Consider the following 14,424-nt stretch of genomic DNA (forward strand, 5'->3'; position numbering starts at 1 on the left):
CGAACGGCTCTAGTGGAGCTCTTCACCCGTTTGAGCCCGGTGTGCCCGCCTCTGGCACTCTCTTCCGGTGGAGATCTCGCCCAAGGACCGCTTCGTCACCGTCTACGGCCGCAAGCCAGTGCTGGAAGCGCTGGACGACCCGACGCTCACGGTCGACAAGGTGGTGCTCGCCGACACGGCCCGAGGCGCGGCCGCGCACGAGATCATCGACGCGGCCCGTTCGCGCGGCGTCGCCGTGCAACGGGCGACCGCGCAGCGTGTGAAGGTGCTGGCGGGCAACGGCAAGCAGGACCAGGGCGTGCTCGCCGACGTGGTCGCGCCGCGCATGAAGCCCCTGGCGCTGGCGCTGGAAGAGGGCTCGCTGGGGTCCGTGCTCGTGCTCGACGGCATCACGACTCCCGCGAACGTGGGCATGATCCTGCGCACCGCGACCGCCGCGGGCATCGACGGCATCGTCGTGCCGCGCCGGGGCGTCGCCTCGATCGACCCGCTCGTGGTGAAGGCCTCCGCCGGAGTGGCTTTCCGGGCGCCCGTGCTGCGCTGCGGCACCGCGGCGGAGGCCTCGGCTTTGTTGCGCGCGTCCGGCTATTCGCTCCACGCGCTCGATTCCCACGCATCCGACACGATCTATTCCGCCTCTTTCCCGGCACGCGCGGCTTTCGTGCTCGGCAGCGAAACGTCCGGAATCACCGACGACGTGCGTCCACACATCACGTCGTGGCTTTCGATTCCGATGGCGGCGGGCGTGGAATCCCTGAACGTCGCGTCCGCGGCGGCCGTGCTCTGCTTCGAGCTGGTGCGCCGGGCTCAGTGATCAGAGCCAGTCGACGTGGTACCCGTTGACCCGCGGGTACCCGAGCAGCGACGTGCACTCCGCCACCGAGGACTCGCCCCTGACCCGGCCGACCGTCCCGTCCTCGTCCCAGACCCCGAGCCCGTTCGTGCAGTGCGCGACGGCCCGGAACCGCCCGGGCCGGCCATGGTCGCAGAAGACCTCGATGGTGCGCCCGTCCCGCAGATAGTCCTCGTAGCAGCCGCGTTCGTGCGCCTGCGCGGGTGATGCAATTGCCGTGGCTGCAATGGCGACCGCAACACAAGCGACAATTCTTCGCATTTTCTCCCCTATGCAATCGACTACCGACGAATTCGACGCTAGTGGCTTGCCTAAAAAGGGGCAATGACGCTCCGGGGTGACCCTCAATCGCGGAGTGCGATCGCTAGCAGTATTTCCAACTCCTCAAGGGTGGACAGTGTCGACCGATGGTGGACACCGACCATGCCCGCCTTGGCGGCCCCGCGAACGTTGACCGCGAGGTCGTCGACGAAAACGCACTCCCCCGGCTGCACGTTCAGCTTGGTGGCGGTGAGCAGGTAGATCTCGGTGTCCGGCTTGGCGAGCCCGACCTCCCCGGAGATGACCGCGACGTCCAGCAACCCGGTCAGTGCCTTCGGCGGTTGCCACCAACCGTCCGCATTGGACAGCAGAGCGGTCTTGAGCCCGTGCTGCTTCGCCTTGCGCAGGGCGGTGAGGAGCGGCGGTCCGGCGGGGTTGTCCTCGCCGGGGTCGGTCAGGACGCCGCCGTAGTCGAGCACCAGGGCTTTCAGCATGGTGGGGACCGTAACGCCACTTTCGGGTGTTCGGTGTCCTGATCCCGCCGGTGGCGCGCCAGGTCAACCATGCCCCCAGTTGTCCGCCGCCTGCCCGCCTACGAGCCTCCGGTCGGAGGCCCGCCCCGGATTCCCCTGCCCCGGCCGCGTCCGGTGTGGGTTCCGGTGCCGGAGCCACCGTCCCCCGCTTTGGACGCCGCGCGCCTGCTCTCGGTGGTGCTGGAAGTGCTCGACGGACGGCGGCCCGCCCGGCTGTTGCGGGAGATCGCGGTGCCCGCGCTGGCGGCCCGGCTGGGCGGTTCGGTGCGTGCCCGGACCACGCGGATGGTGCGGCCGCCTCGGGTTTGTCACCCGTCGCGGTTCGTGGCGGAGATGTCGGTGACCTTGCGGAGGGAGGGGCGGGTGCTGGCGGCGGCCGGTCGGGCCGAGCACGCCGGCGGGAGGTGGCGGTTCACTTCGTTCACGGTGCTGGAGTGAGGGGCGCCCGACCTGCAATGTCGTGCCGCCCGTGCTTCACCCCGCCGACATGCGTACCCATCGGCGCAAACGCCGCTGGACCGCGTTCTGGAAGAACACGGCTCGCGCACGTTGGTGGCGGTGGAGCAGGGTCGGCTCGGCTTCGCGGTTCATGCGGTGGTGAGACGAGAACGGCTCGGCTTCTCGGGCTTGCACCCTGCCTCACGCGCCTTGCCGCGCTCGCCTCACTCCACGACTTGACTGATCCAGCCCCACCCGCCGGGACCCGCCCGCCATCCCGCAGCCCGTGCCCCGCCACGCCCCTGCCCCGCAGCCTCCACCGCACCCCCAAACGCCGCGTGGGCCGCGCTCCCGAAGGAGACGCGGCCCACGCGGTGGTGGTGCGGTGCGGGCGTCAGCCCTTCTTGCGGTTGTTCTTCGCCGCCTGGCGGGCCGCCTCGCGGCGCTCCTTGCGGGTGCCGCCGCCCTGGCCGGCCGCGCCGGTCGCCTCGCCGTGCTCGTCGACGCCGCCGTCCTCGGCGGGGCCGCTGTAGCTCAGGTTCTGCTGGCCGGGGCCGCCGAGGCCCTTGCCGCGCAGCGCGGGCGGGATGGCGTTGCCGCTGGCCAGCTGGGCCATGGCCGGGCCGACGGGGGCTTCGGGCTCCCGCTGCGCCTGCTGCTGGGCGGCTGCCGCGGCGCGGGCTCGTGCTCGTGCGCCTCCGCCGTTGCCCGACACCTGCGGGAGGGGCTGCGGGGCCGCGCCCAGGGTCACGGGGACCTCGGGCTGGGCGGGCTCCGGCTCTGCCGCTTCGACCTGGAGGTTGAAGAGGAAGCCGACGGTCTCCTCGCGCAACGCGTCGAGCATCGCGTTGAACATCTCGAAGCCCTCGCGCTGGTACTCGATGAGGGGGTCGCGCTGCGCCATCGCGCGCAGGCCGATGCCCTCCTTCAAGTAGTCCATCTCGTAGAGGTGCTCGCGCCACTTGCGGTCCAGGACGGACAGCAGGACGCGGCGCTCCAGTTCGCGCATGGCGCCCTGGCCGACGCGGCCCTCGATCTCGGCCTCGCGGGCGCGGTAGGCGTCCATCGCGTCGTTCACCAGGAGGTCGCGCAGGTACTCGCGCGTGACGTCCTCGTCGGACTCGAGGATCTCCTTCGGGTCCAGCGAGACCGGGTAGAGGGTCTTGAGGGCGGTCCAGAGCTTCTCGAAGTCCCAGTCCTCGGCGTAGCCGTCGGCCGTGGCGCCGTTGACGTACTCCTCGACGACGCTCTCGATCATGTGCTCGACCTGGTCGCGGAGGTCCTCGCCGGCGAGGACCCGGTGGCGCTCGGCGTAGATCACCGTGCGCTGGCGGTTCATGACCTCGTCGTACTTGAGGACGTTCTTGCGGATCTCGAAGTTCTGCTGCTCGACCTGGGTCTGCGCGCTGCGGATGGCGCGGGTGACCATCTTGTGCTCGATCGGCACGTCGTCCGGCACGTTCAGGCGCGTCATGACCATCTCGACCATGGACGCGTTGAAGCGGCGCATCAGTTCGTCCTGAAGGGACAGGTAGAAGCGCGACTCACCGGGGTCGCCCTGACGGCCGGTGCGGCCGCGGAGCTGGTTGTCGATGCGGCGCGACTCGTGGCGCTCGGTGCCGAGCACGTAGAGACCGCCGGCCTCGCGGACCTCGTCGGCCTCCGCCTTGCCCTGGGTCGTCAGTTCCTCGACGACCTTGGCCCACTCGGCCTCGTACTCCTCCGGCGTGGTCACCGGGTCGAGGCCGCGCTCGCGCAGCTCGTGGTCGGCGATGATGTCCGGGTTGCCGCCCAGCACGATGTCGGTACCGCGGCCGGCCATGTTCGTCGCGACGGTGACGGCGCCCTTGCGGCCCGCCTTCGCGATGATCAGCGCCTCGCGGTCGTGGTGCTTCGCGTTCAGCACCTCGTGCGGGATTCCCCTGCGCACCAACAGCTTCGAGAGGTACTCGGACCGCTCGACGCTCGTCGTGCCGATCAGGACCGGCTGGCCCTTCTCGTGCTTCTCGGCGATGTCGTCGGCGACGGCGTCGAACTTCGCCTCCTCGCTCTTGTAGACGAGGTCGGGCTGGTCCTTGCGCTGCGGCGGGCGGTTCGTCGGGATCGGGACGACACCCAGCTTGTAGGTCTGGTGGAACTCGGCCGCCTCGGTCTCGGCGGTACCGGTCATGCCGCCGAGCTTCTCGTAGAGGCGGAAGTAGTTCTGCAGCGTGATCGTGGCGAGAGTCTGGTTCTCCGCCTTGATCTCCACGCCTTCCTTGGCCTCGATGGCCTGGTGCATGCCCTCGTTGTAACGGCGACCGGAGAGCACACGACCCGTGAACTCGTCGACGATCATGACTTCACCGTTGCGGAGGATGTAGTCCTTGTCGCGGTTGTAGAGCTCCTTCGCCTTGAGGGCGTTGTTCAGGTAGCCCACCAACGGCGTGTTCGCCGCCTCGTACAGGTTGTCGATGCCGAGCTGGTCCTCGATGAACTCCACACCGAGCTCGGTGACGGCGACCGTGCGCTTCTTCTCGTCGTACTGGTAGTGGAACGACTTCGACTTCTCCTCGATGACCTCGATGCGGTCCTTCTGGGAGAGCTGGGTGACGTCGATGCCGCGCATCCGCGGGACGAGCCGCGCGAACTCGGTGTACCAGCGGGCCGACTGCTCGGCCGGGCCGGAGATGATCAGCGGCGTGCGGGCCTCGTCGATGAGGATCGAGTCGACCTCGTCGACGATCGCGAAGTAGTGGCCGCGCTGCACGCACTCGTCCAGGCTCCACGCCATGTTGTCGCGCAGGTAGTCGAAGCCGAACTCGTTGTTCGTGCCGTAGGTGATGTCCGAGTTGTACGAAGCGCGCCGCTGCTCCGGAGTCATCTCGGAGAGGATCGCGCCGACGGTCATGCCCAGGAAGCGGTGAACACGGCCCATCCAGTCCGCGTCGCGCTTGGCCAGGTAGTCGTTCGTGGTGATGACGTGGACGCCCTTGCCGGCGATGGCGTTGAGGTAGACGGGCATGACCGAGGTCAGCGTCTTGCCCTCACCGGTGCGCATCTCGGCGATCTGACCGAGGTGCAGCGCCGCGCCACCCATCATCTGGACGTCGTAGGGGCGCTGGCCGAGGGTGCGCTTCGCGGCCTCACGGGCCACGGCGAACGCCTCCGGCAGCAGCTCGTCCAGCGACTCGCCCTCGGCGTAGCGCTTCCTGAACTCCTCGGTCTTGCCCCGCAGCTCGGCGTCGGAGAGGTCCACCACCTCGTCTTCCAGGTGGTTGATGTGCTGGGCGATGTTGCGGAGGCGCTTGAGCATCTTGCCCTCGCCGGAGCGGAGCAGTCGGGACAGCACCATCTGGATAGACCTCATCACCTGTATCGCGGCGCGCCCACGTCGGACGCCTTTCCCCTGCCCATCGTAGGCAAGTCGCCAAGATGTGTGCACGGACACAGGCGGATTGGGGCACCCGACCTGGTCTGTGCAGGTCAGGTGCGGTTTCCAGCGATCTTCCCAGGCCACCTGTCGCCGGTGCCCCCACCTCGGCTACTGGTGTGGAGAACGTACGAGGGTCGCGCAAAGGTTCCTGGCGCGGCTGAATTCACCTTGACGGTGAACGTCGCGACGCGAGATGGCTCCGACCGGCGGTAGACGGTGGCCGCAGACGCACGCCGCCGCCCCGCACGCGAGGGGTGCGGGGCGGCGGCGGTCGAAGGAACGTGGTCGAGCGGGGTCAGGCCAGCCTGATCACGCCGTAGTCGAATCCCTTCCGGCGGTAGACGACGCTCGGACGTCCGCACTCGGCGTCGGCGAACAGGTAGAAGTCGTGTCCGACCAGTTCCATCTCGTAGAGGGCCTGGTCGACGGTCATCGGTTTGGCGGCGTGCTCCTTCTCGCGTACAACGCGTCCGGGCAACTTCTCTTCGAGGCCGTCGTCCCAACGCTGCGCGGGCACTTCCGCCATGCCCTCGTAGTCGGCCTCGGGTGCGTCGAGCACCGCGGTCTTGGCGCGGCGCGACGTCATGCTTTCGCCGGCGGACTGGTCGATCAGCCCGCTTGTCGCTTCGGCCACCGAGATCGGGGCGCGGGCCCCGTGGTGGACTCGCCTGCGGTCATGTGACCGACGCAGGCGGTTCTCGAGCTTCGCGACCGCAGCATCCAGCGCGGCGTAGAAGTCACCCGCGCAGGCTTCGGAACGGACTACTGGTCCACGTCCCTTGCCGGTGATTTCGACCCGCTGGCAGTTCTTCGACTGGCGGCGGTTCGGCTCGTGGAAAAGCTCCACGTCGAAGCGGATGACCTTGCGGTCGTAGCGCTCAAGCCGGGCCAGCTTTTCGGCGACGTGAACCCTGTAGTGATCGGGCACCTCGACGTTGCGGCCCTTAACGACGATGTCCATACACGACCTCCCTCGCTTTGCTGCGAGCTATGGCTGGACTGCTTTAAAAGCGCCGTGGCGATCTTCGATCGCGGATGTGTCGCAGAGGGTCGTCTCCCTCAGCTCTCACGGCGCCAGGGTCATGGGCTGTTCGCCTCCTCCCCGAGGGCCGGGAACGCTGATAGCGGTGCACGTTAGCTTGGGATTCACCGTCGCGTAAGCCCCCTTGCCGGGGGAACGACGAGATTTTTCGATGACTACGCAGCGCGACGACAGCGCGTTGCCAAGCGTTTCCCGAGCGTGCTCCGAGCCAAACCTCCCGGCACTCCGCTCACCCGAACAGCCCACAGCCGAACCGGCACTCGACGGCAGCCTCGCTGCGTCGAACGGGTCCAGTCGCGGCCTCATACCCAGCCAACGGGCGACCATCGCGTCATGTTCCCGAAACCTGGAAGAGATCGATTCCGAACCACTCGCCGGCCTCTGCCGCACTTCTTCGCACCGAACTGCGCGCCGCCGAAGCCCGATCACGGCCCAGTCACGCCTGGCTGAACGGTGGATTTCGCCCATTGGCGGACAAGGCAGACGATCACCGTTGCGCGGACATCCGGCTATTGCCCAGGAATAAGCGCTGGTCAGCTCCGTACGTGAATAAACGTTAACTTGGCGGGGGTGTGGCGCGCACGCCGGAGGCCGCCCGAGGGCGTGATCGTCCGGGGTCCGCGGGCGTTGATCGACGGGCCTCGTGTGCGGACTCCTCAGTTCTGAAACACCGTCTCAACAGACGCTCGGACAACCGGGCCGAAACGAGTTACGTCCTCTCGGAAGATCGTCACAGAACGCGCGCCGAGCAGGGAGTTCTCGCCGTGCCGAACCCCCTTGGAGATCGACAACGTCACCGGAACTTCACCCTTGTGGGCGGTGCCGAAAGGCCCCGCCGGGCCCCCTCCCGCGATTTTCTGTCAGACCTCGCCGCCACCCTGGTCCCATGACAGCTTTCGACCTGCTCGTGCCGGCCACCTGCTCCGGCTGCGGCCGCCCCGGCTCCCAGTGCTGCGCCACGTGCTTCGCCACGTTCGGCCCGCCCACGCGACTCCAGGTGCCCGGTGTGGGGCCGCCTGTGTGGACGCTGGCCGCCTATCACGGTGTCGCGAGGGAACTGGTGCTGGCCTTCAAGGAACGAGGCGCACGGTCCCTCGCAGCGTGGTTCGGCGCCCTCGTCGCAGCGGCCCTCGTGGCGGTCGGGCCTCCACCGTGGACGCTCATCCCCGCACCGTCGCGCCGCAGCGCCGCGCGGGATCGCGGCGGCGACCACATGCTGCGGATCGCGAGGGAGGCAGAGATCGCCGCCGTCGCACCCGTGCTGTGCTTCGACGCCGGAGTGGCCGACTCGGTGGGGCTGGGCGCCGGAGCGCGGAGGCGGAACCTGGAGGGGCGGGTGTTGGTGCGTGGTCCGTCGCCGCCGGGGACGACCGTGTTGCTGGACGACGTGGTCACCACCGGGGCCACGGCTTCGGCCTGTGTTCGGGCTTTGCGGCAGGCCGGGGTGCGGACGAACGCGGTGCTGGTGCTGACGTCGGCCCGGCCTCACCGGCCTGGGCAGTGAAGGGCCGGGTGGTGAGGGGCCGGGTGGTGAGGGCCTGGGCAGAGGCGCCGGGCATAGAGGGGCCGAGTCCGGGGTGGTGACGCCTCTGGACGGGTGGCGTGAGGTGAGGCGCTTCGGCTGACGCACGGGCGGGCGTTTCGACGGGCGCGCCTTGGCGGCAGGGAGCCTTCAGCGGGCGTGACTCGGCAGCGGTGTGCCGCGGCTGGCGTGGGCTTCGGCAGGCGGTGAGATCTCGCACCGACTCGCGATGTCTGCACTACCGACCAGCTCTCGCCGCGCCCTCAGCCCGGCTACCCAAGCCGCCTCAGCGCGTCAGCCCAGGCGCGTCAGCCCAGCCGCGTCAGCCCAGCGGCGGCTACCCAGGCGCGTCAGCCCGGGTAGAACACCAGCGCCCCCGCGGGTACCCGGATCCCGCTCGACCTCCACACGTCAGTGATGTCCGAAGCCGACCACAGCCCGGAAGGGTCCACCACCTGCACCTGACGAGCCGCCGCGGCCGCCACCGAACCGACGGGCACGTTGAGGTTCGACTGGCTGTAGCGGTCCATCTTGTAACCGTCGGTGTAGACCTTGGTGACCGGCCACGAAGGCAGCGAGGAGGAGACCACCAGCACGTCCTGCGAGAGCCAGTCGATGGACTGCACGGCCGCGCCGAGGATCGACGGCTGCAGCTGCCTGGGTGCGCGGAGGGCCACGTCCTGGTTGTTGCGCACCACCGAGGCGATGTAGAGCTTGCCCGCAATCACCATGGCGGCTCGCGTGCCGTCGCGCGAGAGGCGCAGTTCGCTGATCGAGCCGAACGGCACGACGTCGGTGATGTTGACGCCCTTGGCGGTCCAGCTGCCGTTGTCGGAGCGGGTCACCCTGGTCACCGAGTTGCCGTTGACCGCCGTCCAGACCTCGGTGCCGGGTTCCTTCGGGCCGCTCGAGAGCTGCCACGTCGGTCTCGACAGGGTGGTCGCGGTCATGTCCACTTCGGACAGGTCCTGTTCCAGCTCGCCCACTCGCAGCCGCATCCCGCCGCCGGAGCGGGAGACCACGGCGAGCCTCGAGCCGTCCAGGGACTGTGCGGCGGAGACGACGCTGTACGCGCCTGTGCCCGCGGGGCCCTTGATCGGGGCGCCGTCGGTCAGCGAGCGGACCGAGCCGTCCGCCACGATCATGCCCTGGAGGTTCGCGTTCAGCGCCAGCAACGCCTCGCCCGCGGTCGCCGACACGTCGGACGGCCGGTAGTCGCGCTGGTCCGGCAGGATCTGCTGGCCGTCCACCAGCACGCGCAAGCGGGACGAGGTGACGCCCGAGTACGACTTCACGACCTGCGCGACGATCTGCTTGCGCTTCTCCGGGGTGAGGTCCTTGCCGACGTTGGTGAGGTTCACCTCGAGTGCGCCGTCGTCGGCCTCTCTCGTGTCCTCGAACTTGTCGGCGTCCGGGCCCAGCGCGCTCACGAGGGTGTCGCGCACCGCGTCGCCGGGGCCCGCGATCAGCAGTTCGATGACGCGGGTCGGGATGCTCGTCGCCGGCGGGATCACGACGTAGCGCGGATCCGGCACCAGCACGGTGAACTCGGGGTTGTAGAAGTACAGCGTGATCCGGCGGTACGTGGTGTTGAACAGGTTCTGCGGCATGTAGATGCCCGCGGGCGGTTCGGAGATCCGCCACTGGTTCTCGCTGTTGCGCTCGACCTTCACCGGCTTCTGGAAGTCGCCGAGTTGCGGGACGAACGCGTTGTCGCTGCCGAGCCGGCCGACGTACTTGCCCTGCAGGATGACGGTCTGCGTCTTGTCCTGCGGCGCCTGCGAGGTCGGCACGGTGGAGAAGCCGGTCTCGATGATCGTGGGGTTCTTGGTGTCCCACGTCTTGCTGGCCTCCGGCGTCATGAACGCGCGGGCGGCCGCGTAGTTGTTGTCCGGATTGGACGTGGCGTCGATGAAGTCGCGGACGAGCATGAACGGGTCGATGTTCTGCCGCGGTTCCGGTGCGGCGGGCGTGTTGGACGCCTTGCTGTCCTTCGACCCGATCGGTTTGGGCTGGGTGTTCGTCGGAATCGCGGCGCACCCGGACAGGGTGACGAGCACGAGCACCAGCAACGCCAGCCGCTTCACCGCACTTCCTCCGAAACCTCGTCCGACGACGCGGGCGGCCCGTCCACGGGCTCCGCGGGCTGCCAGGTGATCTCCTCTGGCCGCAGCTCGATCTCGCCGGGCTCCTCGTGGACGACCGGCTCCTCGACGACGGTGACAGAGCCGTGCTCGATCGCGGGCGCCAGCGGCAGCGGGCTCTCGCGCAGCTCCTCACCGTGCCTGCGCGGCAACGTCAAGCGGAACACGGCGCCGTGGCCGGGCTCGCCCCAGGCCTCCAGCCAGCCGCCGTGCAGGCGGGCGTCCTCCAGCGAGATCGAGAGACCCAGGCCGGTGCCGCCGGTGCGGCGGTTGCGCGACGGGTCGGCGCGCCAGAAGCGGCTGAACACCAGCTCGGCCTCGCCCTGGCGCAGACCGACGCCGTGGTCTCGCACGGTGATCGCGACGGCGTCGTCGTTGCCGCGCATGGTGAGTTCGACCGGCTGGCCCTCGCCGTGGTCGATGGCGTTCGCGAGCAGGTTGCGCAGAATCCGTTCCACGCGGCGGGAATCGAGCTCGGCGACGAGCTCGTCGTCGGGCAGGTCCAGCACCACCGGCGAGTTGGCGCTCGTGGAGATGGCCCGCACCGAATCGTGCGCGCGTCGCGCCAGCACGCGGATGTCGACCTGGTCGGCGGTCAGTTCCTCGACGCCGGCGTCCAGGCGGGAGATCTCCAGCAGATCGCCCAGCAGCGACTCGAACCTGTCGAGTTCGTCCACCAGCAGCTCGGTGGAGCGGGCGAGCCCGGCGGGGAACTGTTCGCGCGAGGCGTGCAGGACGTCCGCGGCCATGCGCACCGTCGTCAACGGCGTGCGCAGCTCGTGCGAGACGTCGGAGGTGAACCGGCGCTGGAGCTGGCCGAACTCCTCCAGCTGCTTGAACTGCGCCTGGATCGACTCGGCCATCTCGTTGAACGACTCGGCCAGGCGGGCCACGTCGTCCTCGCCGACGACGTGCATGCGTTCGTGCAAGGTGCCGTCCGCGAACCGTTCCGCGACCTCGGCGGCCTGCCGCACCGGCCGCACCACCTGGCGCGTCACCAGGTTCGCGATCAACGCGAGCAGGACCAGCAGCACGATGCCGCCGACCGCCAGAGTGGACTGCACGACCTCGGCCGTGCGCTGCTCGGCGGTCAGCGGGAAGATCAGGTACAGCTGCATCGAGCGCGCGGACGTGCTGATCGGCAGGCCCACGACGAACAACGTGGTCTGCGCGCCGTCGCGCTGCACGGTGTGGATCTGGGTGCCGGAGCCGCCGTCCTCGACCATCTCGCGCAGGCCGCGCGGCACGTCGTCGAGCTTGCCCACGGACGGCACGCGCCCGGCGCCGGCGGAGCCGAGCCCGTCGGCCAGCACCGGTTCGAACGCACCGGCACCCGCCGTCGTGGCGTCCGTACCGGCGCCACCGACAGCGAGCTTGTTGATCGCGCTGGTGAACCGCGTCTGCACGCTGTCCGGGCCGGGGTTCAGACCGATCAGATCGGACTGGATCAGGCTGCGCGAGGCCATGGCCTGGCGCACCGCGGCCTCGTCCTTGGTGTTCAGCAGCTGGTTCGTGATCTGCATCTGCAGCACCATGCCCAGCACGAACACCACGGCCGACGAGAGCGCGAGCGTGGACACGACGACGCGCAACTGCAGCGAGCGACGCCAGAGGTCACCAAACGCGGACCACCGCTTACGCGCTTCCTCGACGAGGAACTGCGCCTTCGCGATGGCCGGCCGCACGAACTTCATACGCCACCTGTCACGGAGGGCCGGCTTTGTACCCGACACCGCGGACAGTCAACACCACCTCGGGGTGTTCCGGGTCCCGTTCGACCTTGGAGCGCAGCCGCTGCACGTGGACGTTCACCAGGCGCGTGTCGGCGGCGTGGCGGTAACCCCACACCTGCTCGAGCAGCACCTCGCGGGTGAACACCTGGCGCGGCTTGCGGGCCAGCGCGACGAGGAGGTCGAACTCCAGCGGCGTGAGCTGGATCGGCCTGCCCTCGCGCAGCACCTCGTGGCCGGGGACGTCGATCGTCAGGTCGCCGATCTGCAGCACCTCGGACGGCTCGGCCTCGGTGCGCCGCAGGCGCGCCCGGATGCGAGCCACGAGCTCCTTGGGCTTGAACGGCTTGACGACGTAGTCGTCCGCGCCGGACTCGAGGCCCAGCACCACGTCGACCGTGTCGCTCTTCGCGGTGAGCATCACGATCGGCACGCCCGACTCGGACCTGATCGCCTTGCAGACGTCGATGCCGTTCATCCCCGGCAGCATCAGGTCGAGCAGCACGAGGTCGGGCTTGAGCTCGCGCAGCGCGGGCAGGGCACGGGCACCGTCGGCGACCACCGCGGTGTCGAAGCCCTCCCCGCGCAACACGATCGTCAGCATCTCCGCCAGGGCGGGGTCGTCATCGACGACGAGCACGCGTGCCTTCATACCCAACATCGTTGCACTGCCGGTCGCGCGTTCGCGCACCGCCCACGTTCCGTTGCTGCTGGTGGCGATGTGCGCTCGTTCGGTAACCGGCCGGAACTGTCGTTCCACGTACCCCACCTCGCCCCGTTTGACCTGTTCGTCGCGTGAGTATCCGCGCGAGGATCATCTTTCGTTACCGGGCGTTCTCAGGCCGTGCGGACGGCGGAGGCCAGCCAGATGCGCGCGTCACCCACCTTCCGCGGGTCGGTGATCGCCGGGACGGCGCGGTCGTGCCGCGCGGCCAGGTCGACCTGGTGGGTCACCGTCGCGTGCCAGCCGTAGCCGTCGAGCCACTCGACGGGGTCCTCCACGTCGGACCGCCAGCGGGCGTCCAGCGCGTCGAACCGCTGGTGCACGGGCTTCATCTGCGGCAGCTCGCGGAAGGCGTGGTTGACGTGTTCGAGCGCGAGCGTGCTGCCACGGGCGGACAGCGCGCTCACCCAGTACAGGATCTGCTCGCCCGCGTCCGGCGGCAGGAACATGAAAAGGCCCTCCAGCAACCACGCCGTGGGCCTCTTCGGGTCGAAACCAGCTCGTATCAGCGCTGTTGCCCAGTCGTCCCGCAGATCGCACGGGACGGCGACGCGTTCGCAGGCGGGCCGGGCGAGTTGCTCGCGCAGAGCGTCTTCCTTGAACTCGATCAGCTCGGGCAGGTCGAGTTCGAAGAGTGTCGTGCCCGGCGGCCACCGCAGCCGGAACGCTCTTGTGTCGAGGCCCGCCGCCATGATCACGACCTGGGGTTGCGGGGTGCCGAGGAGTTCGTCGTCGAAATACCGGGTGCGCAGGACGAAGTGGTCACCCGCGAGGGTCCGGACGCCGTTCAGGTCGCTCGCGGAGCCGGCGGCCTCCACGAGTCCCGCGGCCAGCGGGTCGTCGAAGAGGCGGCGGGGATGAGATTGCTCGTTGGCGCGGGCGGCAGCGATCAGGACCGCCGTACGGGCGACACCGACCGGGGTTCGCTGCAGTACACGCTTCAAATTGTGATCTCCTATTCACTCACAGTGACAAACCGGACACTCGATCGTGTCAATCGGTACGCACGTGAGCGACCACTCAAGGAGTGAAGAGTGGTTCCAGAAGCGAACGAAAGTTCACGTTTGACCGCCCATCGACCACTTGCCACGGGGCGAGCCAGCCGATGTTCGCCAATCCGTCGTAAACGACGCCGCATCTGGCCTGCAACGAGCCATCGGATTCATAAATGTCCCTGGCGCGCGCCGAGTCGGCCTGTTCCCGCTTCGCCGCTCGTTCGGCCGCGACCTCCACGGGTACGCGCAGCAGCAGGTGAAGATCCGGAACGGGCAGCCCGAAGCGTTCGATCTCCAGCTCGTACACCCACCGCACGAACTCGCCGTGCTCGTCCTGGTGCAGCCGCGCCGCGCTGTACGCGGCACTCGACGCCACGTACCGGTCGAGCAGGACGACGTCGTGCTCCTCGAGGTCCTCGCGGATCTCGTCGGCCGCGCCGCGCCGGTCGAGCGCGTAGAGGACGGCCATCCCGTAGACCGAGTCGCTCAGGTCGCCGAGCCGGCCGTAGAGGCCGTCGCGGACCAGGTCGGCGTGCACGCTGACGCCGTAGCGCGGGAACGCGTGGCTGGCCACGGTCCTGCCCTGAGCGGCCAGCGCCTCGGTCAATCCGTTGGCGAGGGTGCGCTTGCCGGCGCCGTCCAGACCTTCGATCACCACGAGCTTTCCCACGCCAGAACCCTAACGGGACCGGTTCCGGCCACTCACACGGCCGCAGCACGTCCCCCACACGGGCGAAATCCGATCTTTCGATCACCAGAACGAGTGA

The 14,424-nt window shown here is 69.0% G+C and carries 12 protein-coding genes; 3 read left to right on the plus strand and 9 right to left on the minus strand.

Features of this window, described 5'->3' with window-relative positions; all coding sequences use genetic code 11:
• Nucleotides 1-67: 67 nt before the first annotated feature.
• Nucleotides 68-814 carry an RNA methyltransferase gene (locus AB0M48_RS18420; RefSeq protein ID WP_363843060.1) on the plus strand — a complete coding sequence of 249 codons (747 nt, stop codon included), beginning with the start codon at nt 68-70 and terminating at the stop codon, nt 812-814.
• Here the strand turns inward: AB0M48_RS18420 and AB0M48_RS18425 are convergent, their stop codons facing one another.
• The gene (locus AB0M48_RS18425; protein ID WP_363843063.1) at nt 815-1,114 is read right to left on the minus strand and encodes a hypothetical protein; all 300 of its coding nucleotides are present in this window, start codon (nt 1,112-1,114) and stop codon (nt 815-817) included.
• An 83-nt stretch (nt 1,115-1,197) separates the two neighbouring features.
• Nucleotides 1,198-1,608, minus strand: coding sequence for an HAD-IA family hydrolase (locus AB0M48_RS18430; RefSeq protein WP_363843066.1), 411 nt, complete (start codon nt 1,606-1,608; stop codon nt 1,198-1,200).
• Between the two features lie 69 nt (nt 1,609-1,677).
• Here AB0M48_RS18430 and AB0M48_RS18435 point away from each other — a divergent pair, with 69 nt between their 5' ends.
• Nucleotides 1,678-2,085 (plus strand): Rv3235 family protein, encoded by a 408-nt coding sequence (locus tag AB0M48_RS18435; RefSeq protein WP_363843069.1) that lies wholly within the window; start codon nt 1,678-1,680, stop codon nt 2,083-2,085.
• A 394-nt stretch (nt 2,086-2,479) separates the two neighbouring features.
• On the opposite strand, the gene secA is transcribed toward AB0M48_RS18435, so the two are convergent.
• Both secA and raiA read right to left on the minus strand, forming a co-directional pair.
• Complete coding sequence (gene secA / locus AB0M48_RS18440; RefSeq protein ID WP_363843072.1) at nt 2,480-5,419, minus strand: preprotein translocase subunit SecA; 2,940 nt, start codon at nt 5,417-5,419, stop codon at nt 2,480-2,482.
• A gap of 376 nt (nt 5,420-5,795) precedes the next feature.
• Nucleotides 5,796-6,461: a ribosome-associated translation inhibitor RaiA gene (raiA, locus tag AB0M48_RS18445; protein WP_363843075.1), complete on the minus strand. Its 666-nt coding sequence runs from the start codon at nt 6,459-6,461 to the stop codon at nt 5,796-5,798.
• Nucleotides 6,462-7,428: 967 nt separating this feature from the next.
• On the opposite strand from raiA, the gene AB0M48_RS18450 reads away from it, so the two are divergent.
• Entirely contained in the window at nt 7,429-8,046 is a 618-nt protein-coding gene (locus tag AB0M48_RS18450; protein WP_363843078.1) for a phosphoribosyltransferase, read from the plus strand.
• 368 nt (nt 8,047-8,414) lie between these two features.
• Here AB0M48_RS18450 and AB0M48_RS18455 read toward each other — a convergent pair whose 3' ends face one another.
• The 5 genes from AB0M48_RS18455 to AB0M48_RS18475 form a co-directional block, all read right to left on the minus strand.
• On the minus strand, nt 8,415-10,151 hold the full coding sequence (locus tag AB0M48_RS18455) for an LpqB family beta-propeller domain-containing protein (protein WP_363843081.1): 1,737 nt from the start codon (nt 10,149-10,151) through the stop codon (nt 8,415-8,417).
• Nucleotides 10,148-11,902 carry an MtrAB system histidine kinase MtrB gene (gene mtrB, locus AB0M48_RS18460; RefSeq protein WP_363843084.1) on the minus strand — a complete coding sequence of 585 codons (1,755 nt, stop codon included), beginning with the start codon at nt 11,900-11,902 and terminating at the stop codon, nt 10,148-10,150. The genes AB0M48_RS18455 and mtrB overlap by 4 nt, the downstream gene beginning before the upstream one ends.
• A gap of 10 nt (nt 11,903-11,912) precedes the next feature.
• Nucleotides 11,913-12,590, minus strand: coding sequence for an MtrAB system response regulator MtrA (gene mtrA / locus AB0M48_RS18465; RefSeq protein ID WP_030471262.1), 678 nt, complete (start codon nt 12,588-12,590; stop codon nt 11,913-11,915).
• A gap of 185 nt (nt 12,591-12,775) precedes the next feature.
• Entirely contained in the window at nt 12,776-13,606 is an 831-nt protein-coding gene (locus AB0M48_RS18470; RefSeq protein ID WP_363843086.1) for an SAM-dependent methyltransferase, read from the minus strand.
• A gap of 76 nt (nt 13,607-13,682) precedes the next feature.
• Entirely contained in the window at nt 13,683-14,327 is a 645-nt protein-coding gene (locus tag AB0M48_RS18475; protein WP_363843089.1) for a dTMP kinase, read from the minus strand.
• Nucleotides 14,328-14,424: the final 97 nt, after the last annotated feature.

Origin of the sequence: Lentzea sp. NPDC051208 (assembly GCF_040682435.1) — a bacterium.
GTDB classification, from domain to species: Bacteria; Actinomycetota; Actinomycetes; order Mycobacteriales; family Pseudonocardiaceae; genus Lentzea; species Lentzea kristufekii.

Coding starts and splice junctions, on each gene's coding strand:
- AB0M48_RS18425 (WP_363843063.1), bottom strand. CDS start 1,114: ATGCGAAGAATTGTCGCTTGTGTTGCGGTCGCCATTGCAGCCACGGCA.
- AB0M48_RS18430 (WP_363843066.1), bottom strand. CDS start 1,608: ATGCTGAAAGCCCTGGTGCTCGACTACGGCGGCGTCCTGACCGACCCC.
- AB0M48_RS18435 (WP_363843069.1), top strand. CDS start 1,678: ATGCCCCCAGTTGTCCGCCGCCTGCCCGCCTACGAGCCTCCGGTCGGA.
- secA (WP_363843072.1), bottom strand. CDS start 5,419: ATGGTGCTGTCCCGACTGCTCCGCTCCGGCGAGGGCAAGATGCTCAAG.
- raiA (WP_363843075.1), bottom strand. CDS start 6,461: ATGGACATCGTCGTTAAGGGCCGCAACGTCGAGGTGCCCGATCACTAC.
- AB0M48_RS18450 (WP_363843078.1), top strand. CDS start 7,429: ATGACAGCTTTCGACCTGCTCGTGCCGGCCACCTGCTCCGGCTGCGGC.
- mtrB (WP_363843084.1), bottom strand. CDS start 11,902: ATGAAGTTCGTGCGGCCGGCCATCGCGAAGGCGCAGTTCCTCGTCGAG.
- mtrA (WP_030471262.1), bottom strand. CDS start 12,590: ATGAAGGCACGCGTGCTCGTCGTCGATGACGACCCCGCCCTGGCGGAG.